17 protein-coding genes are annotated in these 14,343 nt (G+C 69.4%); 9 read left to right on the top strand and 8 right to left on the bottom strand.

The features are described from left to right. Window position 1: 1 nt before the first annotated feature. Together ACV530_RS07085 and ACV530_RS07080 are read right to left on the bottom strand one after the other, a co-directional pair. Window positions 2-178 carry a DUF397 domain-containing protein gene (locus ACV530_RS07085; RefSeq protein ID WP_494331403.1) on the bottom strand — a complete coding sequence of 59 codons (177 nt, stop codon included), beginning with the start codon at window positions 176-178 and terminating at the stop codon, window positions 2-4. Continuing rightward, on the bottom strand, window positions 175-1,047 hold the full coding sequence (locus ACV530_RS07080) for a helix-turn-helix domain-containing protein (RefSeq protein WP_494331402.1): 873 nt from the start codon (window positions 1,045-1,047) through the stop codon (window positions 175-177). Before ACV530_RS07080 ends, ACV530_RS07085 begins: the two co-directional genes overlap by 4 nt. Window positions 1,048-1,312: 265 nt before the next feature. On the opposite strand from ACV530_RS07080, the gene ACV530_RS07075 reads away from it, so the two are divergent. Then, the gene (locus ACV530_RS07075; protein ID WP_494331401.1) at window positions 1,313-1,795 is read left to right on the top strand and encodes an NUDIX domain-containing protein; all 483 of its coding nucleotides are present in this window, start codon (window positions 1,313-1,315) and stop codon (window positions 1,793-1,795) included. A gap of 290 nt (window positions 1,796-2,085) precedes the next feature. Further along, window positions 2,086-2,523, top strand: coding sequence for a hypothetical protein (locus ACV530_RS07070; protein ID WP_494331400.1), 438 nt, complete (start codon window positions 2,086-2,088; stop codon window positions 2,521-2,523). A 105-nt stretch (window positions 2,524-2,628) separates the two neighbouring features. Here the strand turns inward: ACV530_RS07070 and ACV530_RS07065 are convergent, their stop codons facing one another. Continuing rightward, complete coding sequence (locus tag ACV530_RS07065) at window positions 2,629-3,027, bottom strand: peptidase inhibitor family I36 protein (protein ID WP_494331399.1); 399 nt, start codon at window positions 3,025-3,027, stop codon at window positions 2,629-2,631. Window positions 3,028-3,232: 205 nt separating this feature from the next. On the opposite strand from ACV530_RS07065, the gene ACV530_RS07060 reads away from it, so the two are divergent. Further along, window positions 3,233-4,162, top strand: coding sequence for a helix-turn-helix transcriptional regulator (locus tag ACV530_RS07060; RefSeq protein WP_494331398.1), 930 nt, complete (start codon window positions 3,233-3,235; stop codon window positions 4,160-4,162). Between the two features lie 118 nt (window positions 4,163-4,280). Here ACV530_RS07060 and ACV530_RS07055 read toward each other — a convergent pair whose 3' ends face one another. Then, on the bottom strand, window positions 4,281-4,934 hold the full coding sequence (locus ACV530_RS07055; protein ID WP_494331397.1) for a TetR/AcrR family transcriptional regulator: 654 nt from the start codon (window positions 4,932-4,934) through the stop codon (window positions 4,281-4,283). A 131-nt stretch (window positions 4,935-5,065) separates the two neighbouring features. On the opposite strand from ACV530_RS07055, the gene ACV530_RS07050 reads away from it, so the two are divergent. Together ACV530_RS07050 and ACV530_RS07045 are read left to right on the top strand one after the other, a co-directional pair. Then, on the top strand, window positions 5,066-6,034 hold the full coding sequence (locus ACV530_RS07050) for an alpha/beta hydrolase (protein WP_494331396.1): 969 nt from the start codon (window positions 5,066-5,068) through the stop codon (window positions 6,032-6,034). Between the two features lie 10 nt (window positions 6,035-6,044). After that, window positions 6,045-7,022, top strand: coding sequence for an aldo/keto reductase (locus tag ACV530_RS07045; protein WP_494331395.1), 978 nt, complete (start codon window positions 6,045-6,047; stop codon window positions 7,020-7,022). Between the two features lie 169 nt (window positions 7,023-7,191). On the opposite strand, the gene ACV530_RS07040 is transcribed toward ACV530_RS07045, so the two are convergent. Continuing rightward, complete coding sequence (locus ACV530_RS07040) at window positions 7,192-8,550, bottom strand: cytochrome P450 (RefSeq protein WP_494331394.1); 1,359 nt, start codon at window positions 8,548-8,550, stop codon at window positions 7,192-7,194. Window positions 8,551-8,553: 3 nt separating this feature from the next. Beyond that, on the bottom strand, window positions 8,554-8,772 hold the full coding sequence (locus ACV530_RS07035) for a hypothetical protein (RefSeq protein ID WP_494331393.1): 219 nt from the start codon (window positions 8,770-8,772) through the stop codon (window positions 8,554-8,556). Between the two features lie 163 nt (window positions 8,773-8,935). Between ACV530_RS07035 and ACV530_RS07030 the strand changes: the two genes are divergently transcribed. Beyond that, window positions 8,936-10,210, top strand: a complete 1,275-nt coding sequence (locus tag ACV530_RS07030; RefSeq protein WP_494331392.1) for an aminotransferase class I/II-fold pyridoxal phosphate-dependent enzyme — start codon at window positions 8,936-8,938, stop codon at window positions 10,208-10,210. Window positions 10,211-10,236: 26 nt separating this feature from the next. Then, window positions 10,237-11,016 (top strand): SDR family NAD(P)-dependent oxidoreductase, encoded by a 780-nt coding sequence (locus ACV530_RS07025; protein WP_494331391.1) that lies wholly within the window; start codon window positions 10,237-10,239, stop codon window positions 11,014-11,016. A gap of 28 nt (window positions 11,017-11,044) precedes the next feature. On the opposite strand, the gene ACV530_RS07020 is transcribed toward ACV530_RS07025, so the two are convergent. Together ACV530_RS07020 and ACV530_RS07015 are read right to left on the bottom strand one after the other, a co-directional pair. Then, window positions 11,045-12,271 carry a beta-ketoacyl-[acyl-carrier-protein] synthase family protein gene (locus tag ACV530_RS07020; protein WP_494331390.1) on the bottom strand — a complete coding sequence of 409 codons (1,227 nt, stop codon included), beginning with the start codon at window positions 12,269-12,271 and terminating at the stop codon, window positions 11,045-11,047. Continuing rightward, window positions 12,268-12,540 (bottom strand): phosphopantetheine-binding protein, encoded by a 273-nt coding sequence (locus ACV530_RS07015; protein WP_494331389.1) that lies wholly within the window; start codon window positions 12,538-12,540, stop codon window positions 12,268-12,270. The genes ACV530_RS07020 and ACV530_RS07015 overlap by 4 nt, the downstream gene beginning before the upstream one ends. Window positions 12,541-12,893: 353 nt before the next feature. On the opposite strand from ACV530_RS07015, the gene ACV530_RS07010 reads away from it, so the two are divergent. Together ACV530_RS07010 and ACV530_RS07005 are read left to right on the top strand one after the other, a co-directional pair. Then, complete coding sequence (locus tag ACV530_RS07010; RefSeq protein ID WP_494331388.1) at window positions 12,894-13,559, top strand: hypothetical protein; 666 nt, start codon at window positions 12,894-12,896, stop codon at window positions 13,557-13,559. A 137-nt stretch (window positions 13,560-13,696) separates the two neighbouring features. Beyond that, window positions 13,697-14,335: an HAD family hydrolase gene (locus ACV530_RS07005; protein ID WP_494331387.1), complete on the top strand. Its 639-nt coding sequence runs from the start codon at window positions 13,697-13,699 to the stop codon at window positions 14,333-14,335. The last annotated feature ends 8 nt before the right edge of the window (window positions 14,336-14,343 follow it).

Below are 14,343 nucleotides of genomic sequence, written 5' to 3'. Positions count from 1 at the left end.
CTTACGCGTTGCGGAGTTCGGCGACGAAGGCGTGCCACGCGGGGGCGGGGATGGCCAGATGGGGTGCGGGGTTCTTGGAGTCGCGTATGCCGACCCTTTCGGGCAGCGCCGCGATCTCCACGCATGCATCCCCGTTCTCGTGACTGTACGAGGACTTGAACCAGAGGGTTGTGCTCATGACCCTGCCTGCTCTCTTGCTAGCCGTTCCAAAAACTTTGGCGTCTCGCCCGGCCCCAAGGCACCCGCGGCCATGGCATCGAACCTGCGGGTGTGCATCCAGACTTCGGTTTCCTTGTCCACCATGTTCACCGACCTGATGTCGTCCGTGTGCACCGCTGTGGGGAGCGGGGGATCGAACTCCATCAACGTGAAGTTCCTGCTGGCACGGTAAGTGGGAGTGGCCCAAGGCATGATTTGCACTGTCACGTTGTCGAGCTTGGCCAACTCCGCAATCAATGCGTACTGCTCACGCATGATCTCCGGTCCGCCGAAGACCTGGCGAAGCCCGCCCTCACCCAGAATGACCCACAACTCCGCAGGTTTTTCCGACCTGGTGATGATCTCTTTGCGCTCCATACGGAGCCGGAGGTTGCGCTCTACGAAATCGGTCGTTGTCTCTTCGATCGGCTTCGCCGTCTCGAACATCGCTCGTGCGTACCGCTCCGACTGCAGCAGCCCATAGACCACGCTCGGCTGCCAGCCCCGCAACCGCCGTGCGTCCCTCTCCATACCGACGAACGTGGCCATGCCCGAGGGCATCACGTTCCGGTACGGGATCCACCAATCACGACTCAGCGAATCCCGCTGGATCTGCACCAGGAACTCGATGTCCTCCTCGTCCTCCAGCCCGTACCGCTCGCACAGATTACGAAGGTCCTGGACCTTGTCGAGGCTCGTCAGCCCCCGCTCGACGCGCCACAACTTCGTCTCACTGAACCCCAGCCCCTCAACCGCCTGGGCCGGCGTCAACTCAGCACGGTCCCGGAGCCTCCGGAGCTCCTTTCCGAGCTGTACCCGCCGAAGCGTTGGCCCTGTCTTCACTGCCATCCGCGAACCCTCCCGTGTCGGGCTCGGCAGAGCTCGTGCCTTGCCCGGCGGCGCGGGTACCCAACTCGCTCGTACCCGTGCCTGCTGGCCGATACCCCATGCCCACCGCGCAAAAACTCGTGCCCTGCACGTCGAATATGCCACTTTCGGCGCTAGTGTCGCCGCGACTTGCATGCCAACTCTCGCACGCGCCACGCTGGTTGGGCGGCCGAATCTCGACGTTCGGTAGTGAGCCCAAACCCCGCGCAACCCGAAAGGCGCCCCCATGCCCTCACCCCGCATCCGCGCGCTGGCCCTCATCTTCAACGGCGACGGCAAGGTGCTGCTCGTATCGCCGTACAGCAAAGGCGCCCCGGACACCGCCCGGAACTTCCAACTGCCAGGCGGCACCGCATGGGAGGACGAACCGGCGTGGGTGGCCATGACCCGCGAGGGCAAGCGGGCGACAGGGTTGGCCCTGACGCCCGTCCGGCTCGTGCTCACCGATTTCACGCCACGCGACCCACGTACATACGCACCGCCCACGATCGACTTCGTCTACCAGACGCTGACGATCCCGGACAACACCGCAGTCCGCCTCCCCGAGGCCCCCGAACTCGCCGCGTACAAGTGGCTCACCCAGCACGACCTGCACACCCACTGCATCACGTACCAGGCGCACCGAATCACTGCTGCCCTCTACGCAGCCCGCACCGGCACCTGCGCCGAACTGCACGGCGGACGCCCCGCTTACACGGCCGCCGCTTAGTCGCTGACGGCCGGGTGGTAATCCCCACGGGACAGCGAGGCAAGGACTGTGGCCCGCAGGCCCTCAAGGAACTCCCCCAAGTCGAAAGCTACCGGGTGACTTACGCACACGCCGTCAACACCCGGGTACCACCGGAGGTACGCGAATGCGTCCTTATCCCGTTATACACATCCACGACCCCCTGTAGGGGGATAACCGGAAGCCACTCTCCGACAGGACACTCCGAGCAACTGCGGAGCCTCCCACAGCTTCCGAATCCCCTGGCACCGCAGTCAGGAAGGGACCATGCCATGCGCATCGCACGCTCTCGCCTCGCCGGTCTCGCCGCCCTGGGCATCGCCATCGTGACGGCAGGACTGACCATCGCCCCGGCCGCCACCGCTGACGCCAAGGCCGCGGACCCCCCGGTCGTTGCCGTGCAGCTCGACGTCACCAACAACGCCCCTACCGACATCCAGGGCTTTCTCTTCAACACCACAAACGGAGCCACCGATAACCTGACAGGGGTTGTGGTCGACGACCTCAGGGACTTCGCCTCAGGGGACACGTCAGTAACAGGCAACGGCGGCATCGTGTCCTTCACCATCCCCATCAGGGCCAATGCCGGCACCATCGCGAACGGCGACAAAGTGAGTGTCACGGCGGCCAACAACGAGAACGGCATTCTGAGCTCCAGCACCGCCACTCTCACCTGCCGCCTGATCAACGGAAGCGGCCCCTGCCGCTGAGGCAGCAGACCTGAGGAAACACCAAAGTCCCGTCCGATCAGTTAGATCGGACGGGACTTGTCAACTCTCCGACGCGGCATGGCCGTCTGAACGACGAAATCCTAGTCAGCGGCCCCCGCCGGGCGGTGTGCCGCAGCTCGGGCCGCCGGGGCCGTCGAACTGCACCGAGTTGAAGAAGTCCCGGAAGTCGGGAAAGAAGTTGCCCTTGCCGGTCGGACCGGCGGACGTGACGGCCGTACAGCCGGTGTAGTTCGCGCCGGACCACAAGTAGATGGTGGAAGAGGTCCGGTTCCAGTCCGACTCGGCCCGGCTGTTCATACCGAGCGCCGCGAGATCCGGCGTGCTGCCCGTCAGCGTGATCATGTCGCCGGTGCCGTCGAGACCCGAGAACATGCAGTAGTAGCCGTCAGGACATCGGTCGTATCCATCGGCCGCATGGGCCGTGGAGACAGGCAGGACGGTGGCGGCTGCGACGGCCACCGGCACGAGCAGGGTACGCAGCATGTTCCGCATCTACGCACGGCCCTTCTTAGGCGCCAGCAACAGCCTCACGCTACCGCGCGTCCCGGCGGACGGGCAAAGGCTCAACAACCCCAAACCGTGATCCCGTTACGGGCTGTTAGTCGTTTATCACTCGTTTGCGTCCCCGGCATAGAATCGGGTCTGCTGCGACCGTGGCCACGGAGACATCCCAGGAACTGGGGGTGACATGCCGGAGAAGCGCAAGATCAGGCCCGGGGCCGAATGGCTCCACCGCACTCTGCCCGCCATGGCGGCGGATCCCACGACCGTGCCGGAACTGGCCGCCGCGTTGTCGCACTTCGTGGGCCAACTCGTCCCCCACGACCGGTACACGCTGGCGGGCCTGGACCCCAGCCGCTTCTGCCCCGGAAGAAACACCGGACCCCGCCCCGTCGCACACCTGATGCACGGTCCCCGGCGCGGCAGCGAAGTCCGCATCGCGCTGATGCTCGGCGGGGAGGTCTGGGGCGGCCTGACGCTCCTGCGGGACCAGGGGAACCGGCCGTTCTCGGAAACGGACGCGGCGCACGCCGAACGCCTCTCGGTCCCCCTTGCCGCCGCCCTGAAACGGTTCGTGGCCGCCCGGCCACTGCGGCCGAGCCGTCGCAGTCTGCCGCCGGGCGTTGTAGTCATCGGCGATGACGACAAGATCCAGGCCGTCACCCCGTCCGCACGCAGTTGGCTGGGCCAGTTCGTTCCCGAGGCCTCGCTGGCGAACAACGCGGAACTCGCCCACCGGCTCTGGGACATCACCTACTCGGCACGCCGCTCCAACCGGCCGGCGCTCAGGTGCGTTCCGACACCCGACGGCTGGATCGCGGTGCACGCGCAGTTCCTCGATGCCGACGAAGACAACCGGGACACCGTACGGCGCGCCGTGGCCATCACGTTCCAATCCGCCCCGGCCGCCCTTCTCCTGTCCACCATCTCGGCCTGGTACGGGCTCACGCCGCGAGAGCAAACGGTCGTCGGGCACCTTCTGCAGGGCTCGCCCATCAAGCACATCGCCCGCGCCCTCGACAGGTCCCCGCACACCGTGATCGACCATCTCCGGTCCATCTACCGCAAGACCGGCACCGCGGGCCGGGAAGAACTCGTCGCCGGCCTCACTCACTGAGGGCTGTCAACCCCGAGAAACATGGGAACCGGAAGACCTGATCGAGGTCTGGACGCTGCTGGAGGAGGATCAGGAGCGATTGCGGCGACGGACCGCTTCGCGCCGGCGATCCGGCACGTCAGGGGATCTGGGCCTCGATGTGGGCGAGTTGGGCGGCGAGGATCTCTTCGAACGCGGCGCGCCGGTCTGCGCCGAGGGGGCGGACGTCGCGGGCGAAGTGGGACAGCGCTGGGAAGCGTTCGGGGTCGGCGCCGAGCACAGCGACGCGGAACTGCTCCATGCCTTGTTCGTACTCCTCGGGGGTGACGGTGCTGATGCCGGCCTCGGAGGAGATCAGCGCGGCGAGGAGGATCACGATGCGGTGGTAGCGCGCCGGGATCTCCTGGTCGGGGAGGCCGGACGTGCGCAGGGCCTGCAGCACCTCCTCCATGACCAACCGGGATCCGGTGCCACCGGACCCATAGCGTCCCCAGATCGCGGCGAGTTGGGGTTGCTCGCCGAAGGCCTCGCGCAGGCGCAGGGCCAGGGCGGTGATGCGCTGCTTCCAGTCGCCCTCGGGGCAGTAGCTGTCCATGGCGGCCAGCAGGACCCGGTCGGCGACCGCGCGCAGCAGTTCGGTCTTGTTGCGGAAGTGCCGGTAGAGGCTGGAGGAGTCGGTCCCGAGCGCTGCGGCGAGTTTGCGCACGCTGAACGACTCGGCGTCGCTCGTGCGCAGCAGTGTTACCGCCGTGTCCAGGATCTCCTCGGTCGACCATCGTCTGCGGCCAGTCATCTCGCCCCTCTCGTCCGGGCTCAGCCTAACTTATGCACTTGGCGTTGCACGCACCGCGTGCATAATGAGGGCAACGCACTGTCCGGCCACAACGACACACCCGGCATCCGGCCGGGAGGGGAGAAGGACACATGAGCGAGACCACTACCGCTACCGCCACACGGCCGCCGGAGCCGGACTTCTCGGCGATCACGACCGAGGAACTGCGCGCCTACCGCGAAGCGGAGAACCGCTTTCGCGCCTCCAGCACGGCGCGGACGATCCTCGGAGAGCCGGACCCCGGCGCCGCGATCCACTGGCAGAAGATCGCGCTGTCCCGCCGCGACCTACCGGTCCGGGTGTACCGGCCGGCCCGGACCGAAGATGACGAAGCCGCCTCCCAGACCGACCTGCCACTCGTGGTCCATGTGCACGGAGGCGGCTTCGTGGGCACGGCGGTGCAGTGCGACTGGACCAACAGCCACCTCGCCGCCCACCTGCCCGCGCTCGTCGTCTCGGTCGAGCACCGCCTTGTCGCCCCGGACAGCTCGCTCTCGAACGCCGCTGACGACGGCTGGGAGGTACTCGAGCACGTGGTGCGGCACGCCGCGCAGTGGGGCGTCGACCCGGCGCGCGTGGCCGTCTTCGGTGAGAGCTGCGGTGCGCTGATCAGCGCGCTGACGGCCATCCGGGCCAGGGAGGCCGGCCTGGAACTCAAGGCGCAGGTGCTGGTCAACCCCGCAGTCGACGTGACCGAGACGATGTTCGACTACCCCTCGATCGCCGAGTACGCATACAGCCCGACCCGGGCCCTGCCGCAACTGCGGCTCATCCAGCGGCTCGCCGTCCCGCCGGGAGGCGACGCCGGCGCAGTCTCGCCGTTGTACGCGGACGACCTGAGCGGACTGTCCCCGGCGCTCGTGGTGGTACCCACCCAGGACGCGCTCGCCGATCACGGCCGCCGCTACGCCGAGCGGCTGCGCGCGGCCAGGACGCCCGTGCGGCTTTCCGAATACCCGGGCGCGAGGCACGCGTTCCTCACCTTGCCCGGCGTGGAACCACAGGCCGATGCCGCCCAGGCGGAGATCCTCCAGTTCCTCCGCGCGGCCCTGGCGAAGTGACGGAGGAACGATGCACCCCACCCTTGGACCCGACGGCCCAGCGATCTCCCGACTCGGCCTCGGCTGCATGAGCATGACCGGCACCTACGGCCTCACCGACCCGCACGAGGCCGCGGCCACTCTGCTGGAGGCCCTCGATTCGGGCGTCACCATGTTCGACACCGGCGACTTCTACGGCGACGGAGCAAACGAGGAACTCCTCGGCCGGATCCTCGCACCGCACCGCGGCCGCGCCGTGCTGGCCACCAAGACCGGAGTACGCCGCACCGCCGAAGGCCTGCTCCCCGCCGGCTCACCCAACGATCTACGACGCGCCTGCGAAGCCTCATTGCGCCGGCTGCGGACCGATCACATCGACCTGTACTACCTCGCCCGCATCGACCCAGCCGTCCCCGTTGAGGAGTCCGTCGGCGCCCTGGCCGACCTGGTCGCCCAGGGCAAGGTGGGCCACATCGGCCTGTCCGAAGTCTCGGCCGCCACCCTCCGCCGCGCCCACGCCATCCACCCGATCAGCGCCGTCCAAACCGAGTACTCGCTATGGGAACGCCATGTCGAAAACGACATCCTTCCCACGATCCGCAGCCTCGGCGCCACCCTGATCGCCTACAGCCCTCTCGGCCGCGGCCTGCTCACCGGGGCCGTCCGCACCACAACGCGCTACGAACCCGGCGACTTCCGCGCCACCGCTCCCCGCTACAACGGCGACGACCTCAAGGCCAACCTGGCCATCGTCGATGCCATCACCCACCTCGCCGCCGCCAAGAGCGCCACCCCCGCCCGGATCGCCCTCGCCTGGCTCCTCACCCGCGGCAGCGACGTCATCCCCATCCCCGGCAGCTCCCGCCGCCCCCACCTGCGCGACAACCTGGCCGCCCTCGACCTGCACCTGACCGCCACCGACCTCGGCGACATCGACGCCGCCGTCCCCGACGCCGGGGCCCAAGGGGCCCGATACGGCGACCACGGCATCGCCCTGATCGACCAATGAAGAGAGAAGCGCCCTGATGGCGAACCCACGACGGCACGCTGAATCACCTACCGGCCGAACCCTCAGGCCAACCTGCCCTCAACTCAATTGCTCCCGAAGCCGTAAGAAATGATCACGGCTTCGGACGGTTCCTGATCGACCCCGCGGGGTGAGCGACCGCTTGCCGAAGTCAGCCCGGCGAGGGCTCGTCGGGCACAAAGGTCACGACGGTCCCCCTCGCAGGGACGATCATGTCGCCAACCAGCTTGCCGCGCGCGGCTGTCGGGCCTGCCAGGCGCAGGTTGCCTTGGAAGAGCAGGCCCGCCGTAATGGCTTGTATTTCGTGCAGGGCAAAAGAGGCGGCAATGCACTTTCGGGCACCGCCCCCGAAGGGCAGCCAGGAGTAGTGGTCCGGCCTGCTGTCCAGCCACCGTTCGGGGCGGAAGAGGGCGGGGTCCGGGTGGGACTCCGCCCGGTGCTGCGCGCCGAAGCCGTTGGCCGCTACGTATGTGCCGACGGGCAGCGTGAAGCCGGCGACGGAGAATCCGGGTTCGAGGACGCGGCGGGGCACGATCGGGTTGATCGGGCGGAGACGCATCGCCTCGACGACTGCGGCCTCCAGGCAGCGGAGCCGAGGCAGATGCTCCACGCTCAACGGGGCTCCGCCGGTGACCTGTTGCAGCTCGCGCCGGATGTGTTCGGTCACGTCCTCGTGGGCCAGGATGGTCTCCGCTGCCCAGGCCGTGCTGTAGGCGACGGTCTCCGCACCGCTGCCGAGAACGACCACGATGATGTCGCGCAGGGTGGCGTCGTCGAGTGGCGGGCTTCCCGGCGTGTCCTGGAGCAGGAATGCGAGGAGGTCCTCGTCCGTGCGCGGGGGATGTGCCTTGCGCACGGCGATGAGGTCCCGCAGGTGTGCGTCCAGGCGGTCGCGGGTGCGCCGGTAGTGCCGCCATGGCCCCAAGGGCAACGCGGTCCAGGCCGACGGGGAGTTGAAGACCAGCGGATGATGTGCTGCGTCGACGAACTCGTGCAGGAGCTTTTTGATGCGCGCTGCCTCTTCACGGCCGACCCGGAGGAACTTGCGGATCAGTACGTCGGTGGCGACCGTCATCAGACGGGGGACGAGCGGGAAGGGCCGGTCCGTCGGCCAGGTCGTCATGGCCTTGCTCGTGGTTTCCAGGGCGAGACGCTGTCCGTGCTCGATGTGAGTGCGGTGGAACCACGGCAGGAGGAGGCGCCGCTGCCGCGCGTGTTCGGGGCCGTCGCGGGTGAGGAGGGAATGGGTGCCGTAGATCAGGTCGAGTACCCAACGGGCCCGCCCGGCGGCCAGGATGTCCGGGGGTGCGGTGAAGACCTTCCGGATCTCTTCGGGATGGCTTGCCAGGACGACGGGGCCCCAGCCGGTGATGCGGAGGGTGAAGACGTCACCGAATGCGGCATGCTGCTTCGCCAGCACCGCGTAGGGATCGCGCAGAAACCGTAACGACTGCACGAGCGCAGGTGCCCTGGGCCCCGGAGGCAGTCGGCAGTCCTGCTGCCTCGTCATCGGTCAGCTGCTCCTCTTCCGGGACCGGCGCCCGGCTTTCCACGCCCGGACCTGGGCGGCGTGCATGCCCTTGCCCATGGCACCGCGCGGGACGGGTCCGCCCCTGAGAGCCAGATACCAGATGTACGGGTTGGCCCAGTGGATCCACTTGTTGGGATTGATGACAAAGGCGATGACCGCAGCGATGCGGTCCCAGGTTCCGGTCTCACCCAAGTTCCGCACCGGCGCCTCCGCTTCAGCTGCGATCCGGTCGGCCGGGGGGCAGATTCCAGGTGAGCATGAGACGGCCGGTGCCCGGAAGAAGCGTGCGGAGGTGCGGGGCGGGACGGCCGTGCATCCGTGCGCCACTTGGCCCCGCTCGTCCCGGATGCGACCGTACGAGCACATGGACATCGTCGACAGGTGTGCCTCCTTCACCCGTTCCCGGCTGGCCAAGGAGCTGGGTCTCTACCCGTTCTACCAGCCGTTCACCGGGGCCGGTCCCGGCGCGGCCCGCGCCGTGGGCGACCGCGAGGTCATCGTCTGCGGATCCGGTGACTACCTCGGGCTGAGTGCCGACCCCCGCGTGGTGGAGGCCGCCGCGGACGCCGCCCGGCGGTACGGGGCCGGCCCCTCGGGCTCCCGCCTGCTCAACGGCAACCTGGCGCTGCACGAGCAACTCGAGCAGGAGCTCGCGGAGTTCTTCGGCAAGCCGGCCGCGCTCGTCTTCGCCACCGGTTACCAGGCGAGCCTCGGCGCCGTCGCCGGTCTGTGCCGGACCGGTGACCATGTGTTCGTCGACGAGGAGGCGCACGCCTCGCTGGTCGACGCGGCACGGCTCAGCCGCGCCAAGGTCCACTGGTTCCCCCACAACGACACCGACCGGCTCGCCACGCAGTTGGCCACCCTTCCCGGCAGGGCGGCACGTATGGTCGTCGTCGACGGGGTCTACAGCATGCGCGGCGATCTGTGCCCGTTGCCGGATCTCGTCCGTGTCTGCCGCGAACACCGTGCCACCCTGGTCGTCGACGACGCCCACGGCGCCGGGGTGCTCGCGGACGGCCGCGGCACCTGTGCGCACCACGGGCTGACCGGCCAAGTCCCGTTGATCACCGTGACGTTCTCCAAGGCGCTCGCCTCCATCGGCGGCGCCGTCCTCGGGGAGGAGTCCGTCATCGAGTTCCTTCGGCACCACGCGCGTCCCCTGGTCTTCTCGGCCGGTGCCAGCCCCGCAAACACCGCTGCGGCCCTTGCTGCCCTGCGCATCCTGCGTGCCGAACCCCGGCGCTGCCGTGCCGCCCTGGACAACGCCGGCCGCATGCGCCGCGAACTGACCGCCCTCGGCTACCGGGTGCCACCCGGCAGCACCCCCCTCGTCCCGGTCGATGTGGGGGACGAGCTGCACACCGCCGTCGCCTGGCGGCTGCTGCTGGACCGTGGTGTGTACGTCAGCGCGGTCATGCCGCCCGCCGCATCGGCCTGCCTGCGCGCCAGCTTCGGCGCCACCCACACCGACGGCCAACTCACCGCCGTCGCCTCGGCATTCGAGGCCATTCGCGAGCCGCTGGCCGGGATCCCCGCCACCCCGCTCACCCCCTCGCACCTCAGCCACAGTCTGCCGCACCGCACCGAGGATGCCGCCGAGGCCCGGCTCGACGGCATCCGCCACCTGCTGCCCTGACCCGTCCCCGGCCATCTGGAGGCACCGTGCCCACCGCGCTCGTCACCGGAGCGACAGCCGGTCTGGGGAAGGCCTTCGCCCAGGCCCTGGCCCGGGACGGGGCCGCCCTCGTGCTCGTCGCCCGGACCGAATCCGCGCTGGAGGAGACGGCCCGGCAGATGACCGCCGCGGGTGCCGCGAGCGTGGAGGTCCTCCCCGCCGACCTCAGTTCGGCCCAGGGATGCGCCGCGACCGTGTCACGGCTCACCGAGGGGGATCCGCCTGTCGATCTCCTGGTCAACAACGCCGGCATGGGCTACGCCTCGCCCTTCACCGCGAATGCCGTCGCCGACGAGGAGTACCTCCTCGACCTCAATGTGCGCGCTCCCATGCGGCTCACCCACGCCGCGCTCGGCACGATGATCCCGCGCCGGAGCGGAGCCATCGTCAACGTGGCGAGTGTGGCGGGCCTGGGGCCCGCCTGGCTCGACTCGACCTATCCCGCCAGCAAGGCGTGGCTGGTCAACTTCACCGAGTCCCTCGCCCGTTCGCGCCGGGTCAGGGATTCCGGGGTGCGGATGATGGCGCTGCTCCCCGGGTACACCCGCACCGAATTCCACCAGCGCGCCGGGATCAGTACAGCCTGGCCGGCGTCGTGGCTCTGGCTGGACGCCGACTATGTGGCCCGCTCAGCCCTGCGCGGCCTGCGGCGCGGCGCCGTCCTCAGCGTCCCGGGCATCCGCTACAAGACCGCCGCCTGGGGACTGCGTCACCTGCCCCGCGCACTCACCGGACGATTCGCCTGGGAGCCTGCTGCTCACCACTGATCCGGTGGCTGATCCGGCCAGGACCCGCTCACGCCCGCGCGAACACCAGGCACGCGTTCTGGCCGCCGAAACCGGCGGCGGTCGTGACCGCCGCCTCGAGGCGGCACGCCCGTGCGGCTCCGGTCACCACATCGAGATCGATCTCCGGATCCAGCCGGTCGAGGTTGACGGTCGGGGGGATCATCTGCCGCTCCAGTGCCAGGACGCAGCACACCGCCCCGATCGCGCCGGCCCCGCCGATGGCATGCCCCAGTGCGCTCTTGGTCGCGGTCACCGCCGGCGGTGTGCCGAACACCCGGCGCAGCGCCCGGGCTTCCGCCAGGTCGTTCAGGCGCGTGGCGGAGGCATGCGCGTTGACGTGCCCGATGTCTCCCGGCGCCAGGCGCGCGTCGGCGAGCGCGGCGCGCACTGCGCGCTCGGTGCCTTCTCCGTCGGGGTGCGGCATCGTCGGGTGGTGTGCGTCGGCCGAGGCGCCGTAACCGGTGAGCAGCGCGTAGGGCCGCGCTCCGCGCGCCCGCGCGTGCTCCAGCCGCTCCAGGATCAGCATCCCGGCGCCCTCGCCCAGCACGAACCCGTCGCGGTCGGCGTCGAAGGGCCGCGAGGCCGCGGCGGGGTCGTCGTTGCGGACGGAGAGGGCGCCCATGCGCCAGAACACCGCCGCCGCGAGCAGGGAGGCGGAAGCCGAATCGCTGCCGCCGGCGACGACGATGTCGCAAGCCCCCGCCTCCACCAGGGACTTGGCCACCCCCAGGGCTGTCGCTCCGGAGGCGCATGCGGTGCTCACCGCCAGGTTGGGCCCGAACGCGCGTATGTCGATGCCGACTTCGCCTGCCGCCATGTTCGGTGAAGAGCGCTGAATCGCCGTGGGCGAGATGGCCCGGAAGCGGTGCTGCGCGAGGTGGGAGTAGGACTGCGGGGCGGTGTCGTGGCTGCCGCTGCCGACGCCGATGACGACACCGACCCGGTTGCCGTCCCACGCCTTCGGGTCGAGACCGGCGTCCTGAACGGCCTCCCTCGCCGTCACGAGGGCCAGCTGGATGAACCGGTCCGTACGCCAGCCGAGCCTGCGTCCGACCGCTGTCTCCAGGGCACCGTCGGGGATCCGGCAGGAGAACGTCACGGGCAGCGCGGCGAGCCGGGGGTCGAAGGCCGCCGTCGACATGCCCGCGCACAGTGCTTGCCATGTGGCTTCCAGGCCCAGCCCGGCGGGTGTGGTCAGCCCCAGGCCGGTGACGGCGACCTCGGTCCGGCTCACGCCCCGCTCCGTGGCACGGGGTCGGTCTCGGGGAGGAGCGCGGCCTTCTCCAGGATTTCCACGGCCTCGGCGAGGGTGCTCGACAGCCTCAGCCCGATATCGGTGTCGGGCAGCCGCACACCGAGCGTGTCCTCGACGACGACCGCGAGTTCCACCAGGGCGACAGAGTCCATCTCCAGTTCCTCGAACGTGGCCTCGGGGCGCACACTCGCCTCGTCGAGACCGAAATGCTCCACCAGCAGACGGGTCAGGGCGGGGAAGGACAGCATGGGCACGATCCTCTCCGGGCGTCGGAGGGCCCTTTCCGTCCACCATCCCCGGGTGGTCCTTCGGCCGGAAAGGCCGCGATCGAGTTCCCTGGAAATAAACGCGCCTTTCGGGAGTGAAGGCATCACCCGGCGGCACACGGGCCGCACATCGCGCCCCGGGGACCAAAGCCCGCACAAGACAAGGCCGTTGCGGGTCTTCCGAAAAGCCCCTGCGGGTTTCCCGCAAATATGGCGACAGACGACGACTTTGCCAGTTCTTGGTGTATTCGGCCGGACATTCGGACCAGTGTCTTCCGCATCGCACAGTGACCGCCCCGGTTACCCCCCACCACGTTTCGAAGAGGAGTACGCCCATGACGGAACGCAGAAGACGGCGGTACGGCCGCCGCGCCCTGGTGCTCTCGGCCGCCGCGATGGGCATGGTGGCCGCCGCGGCCCTCCCCGCCTCCGCCGCCGACCTCAGCGCCAAGCAGATCATGGCCGACTGCGCCTCCGGCGCGGGCAAGTGCACCTTCAACGACCCGCAGTTCGGCACGGCCTACCTGGGCGACTACCGGCGCGTCTCCGACGAGCTCCACAACTGCACCAGCTCGGACGCCACCCAGACGATGTCCTGGTCCGACACGGTCGGCGCCAGCGACACGGCCGGCGTGACGATATCCGTCGGCGGCAAGATCGAGGGCATCGTCGACGTCAGCGTGCAGGCGAACTACAGCCACACCTGGTCCAGTTCACACTCCGAGACCAGTTCCTTGGGCATGACCGTCAAGCCGGGCGAGGTCGGCTGGATCTCCCGGGCCCAAGCGATGCGGGACGTGTCCGGCACCTGGCAGACCCACTACGACGACCCCAAGGCGGGTCACTACTACTGGTACGTCAACGACACCATCACCGGCCCCGCCCCCAACGGGACCGACGGCGTCCACAACGCGGTCGTCGTCAAGACCCGCCCCATGACGAGCGCCGAGAAGTCGTCCTGCTCCTCGCGCAACACGAAGGTCTTCAAGACCGCGAGCTGACCCACGGCGCACCGCCGTCGGCCCCGGAACCGGCCGCGTCGACCCACCCCCCTGTTGCGCGGCCGTACCGGCCCGGCCCGCCGCCCTGATCCCCCCTCGGAGCGGGCCGGGCCACCCCTGCCCACGATCTGCACCCCATGAACCACTTCACTCCCCACCGATTCACCATCAGCTTCGACCTCGACTTCACCCTCGTCGACACCCGCCCCGCCGTCCGCGCCGCCTACGGAGCCCTGGCGGCGGCCACCGGCACGTACATCGACGTCGACGTGGCCACGAGCCGCGTCGACCTGCCGCTGGAGCAGGAGTTGCGCAACTGGTTCCCGGAGGACCGGGTCACCAGGGCGCGCGACATCTGCGTGGCGGGCTATCCACGGCACGGCGTCACGCTCTCGCCCGCGATGCCGGGCGCCCGCGAGGCCGTCCACGCCGCCCGGACCCTGGGCGGCCGGGTGCTGGTCACCACCGCGCGGCACTCCCGCAACACCCGCCTCCATCTCGATCACCTCGGGATCGAAGCCGACGTCGTCGAGGGCTCGTTGTGGACCGATGGCAGGGCCGTCGCCCTGCGTCGCTACGGCGCCGCGATCCATGTGGGCGATCACATCGGCGACATGTACGGCGCACGAGCTGCCGGAGCGCTGTCCGTGGGCATCGCCAACGGAGTCTCCGGCGCGGAAGCGCTGCGTTCGGCGGGGGCGCAGGTGATCCTGCCCGGCCTCGGGCATTTCCCCGCCTGGCTGCGACGCCGCCTCATGGGTTCGCCCGGTGCATGACGCGCCGG

This window comes from Streptomyces sp. SX-6 (assembly GCF_059089585.1).
The sequence above is the reverse complement of the archived record's forward strand: the minus strand, read 5'-3'. Positions and strand labels throughout refer to the sequence as shown.

What these genes read in the sequence shown, in the direction of transcription:
- ACV530_RS07030 (WP_494331392.1), top strand. Translation starts at nt 8,936, where the DNA reads ATGGACATCGTCGACAGGTGTGCCTCCTTCACCCGTTCCCGGCTGGCC.
- ACV530_RS07060 (WP_494331398.1), top strand. Translation starts at nt 3,233, where the DNA reads ATGCCGGAGAAGCGCAAGATCAGGCCCGGGGCCGAATGGCTCCACCGC.
- ACV530_RS07085 (WP_494331403.1), bottom strand. Translation starts at nt 178, where the DNA reads ATGAGCACAACCCTCTGGTTCAAGTCCTCGTACAGTCACGAGAACGGG.
- ACV530_RS07065 (WP_494331399.1), bottom strand. Translation starts at nt 3,027, where the DNA reads ATGCTGCGTACCCTGCTCGTGCCGGTGGCCGTCGCAGCCGCCACCGTC.
- ACV530_RS07050 (WP_494331396.1), top strand. Translation starts at nt 5,066, where the DNA reads ATGAGCGAGACCACTACCGCTACCGCCACACGGCCGCCGGAGCCGGAC.
- ACV530_RS07015 (WP_494331389.1), bottom strand. Translation starts at nt 12,540, where the DNA reads ATGCTGTCCTTCCCCGCCCTGACCCGTCTGCTGGTGGAGCATTTCGGT.
- ACV530_RS07010 (WP_494331388.1), top strand. Translation starts at nt 12,894, where the DNA reads ATGACGGAACGCAGAAGACGGCGGTACGGCCGCCGCGCCCTGGTGCTC.
- ACV530_RS07055 (WP_494331397.1), bottom strand. Translation starts at nt 4,934, where the DNA reads ATGACTGGCCGCAGACGATGGTCGACCGAGGAGATCCTGGACACGGCG.
- ACV530_RS07070 (WP_494331400.1), top strand. Translation starts at nt 2,086, where the DNA reads ATGCGCATCGCACGCTCTCGCCTCGCCGGTCTCGCCGCCCTGGGCATC.
- ACV530_RS07075 (WP_494331401.1), top strand. Translation starts at nt 1,313, where the DNA reads ATGCCCTCACCCCGCATCCGCGCGCTGGCCCTCATCTTCAACGGCGAC.
- ACV530_RS07080 (WP_494331402.1), bottom strand. Translation starts at nt 1,047, where the DNA reads ATGGCAGTGAAGACAGGGCCAACGCTTCGGCGGGTACAGCTCGGAAAG.
- ACV530_RS07040 (WP_494331394.1), bottom strand. Translation starts at nt 8,550, where the DNA reads ATGACGAGGCAGCAGGACTGCCGACTGCCTCCGGGGCCCAGGGCACCT.
- ACV530_RS07005 (WP_494331387.1), top strand. Translation starts at nt 13,697, where the DNA reads ATGAACCACTTCACTCCCCACCGATTCACCATCAGCTTCGACCTCGAC.
- ACV530_RS07045 (WP_494331395.1), top strand. Translation starts at nt 6,045, where the DNA reads ATGCACCCCACCCTTGGACCCGACGGCCCAGCGATCTCCCGACTCGGC.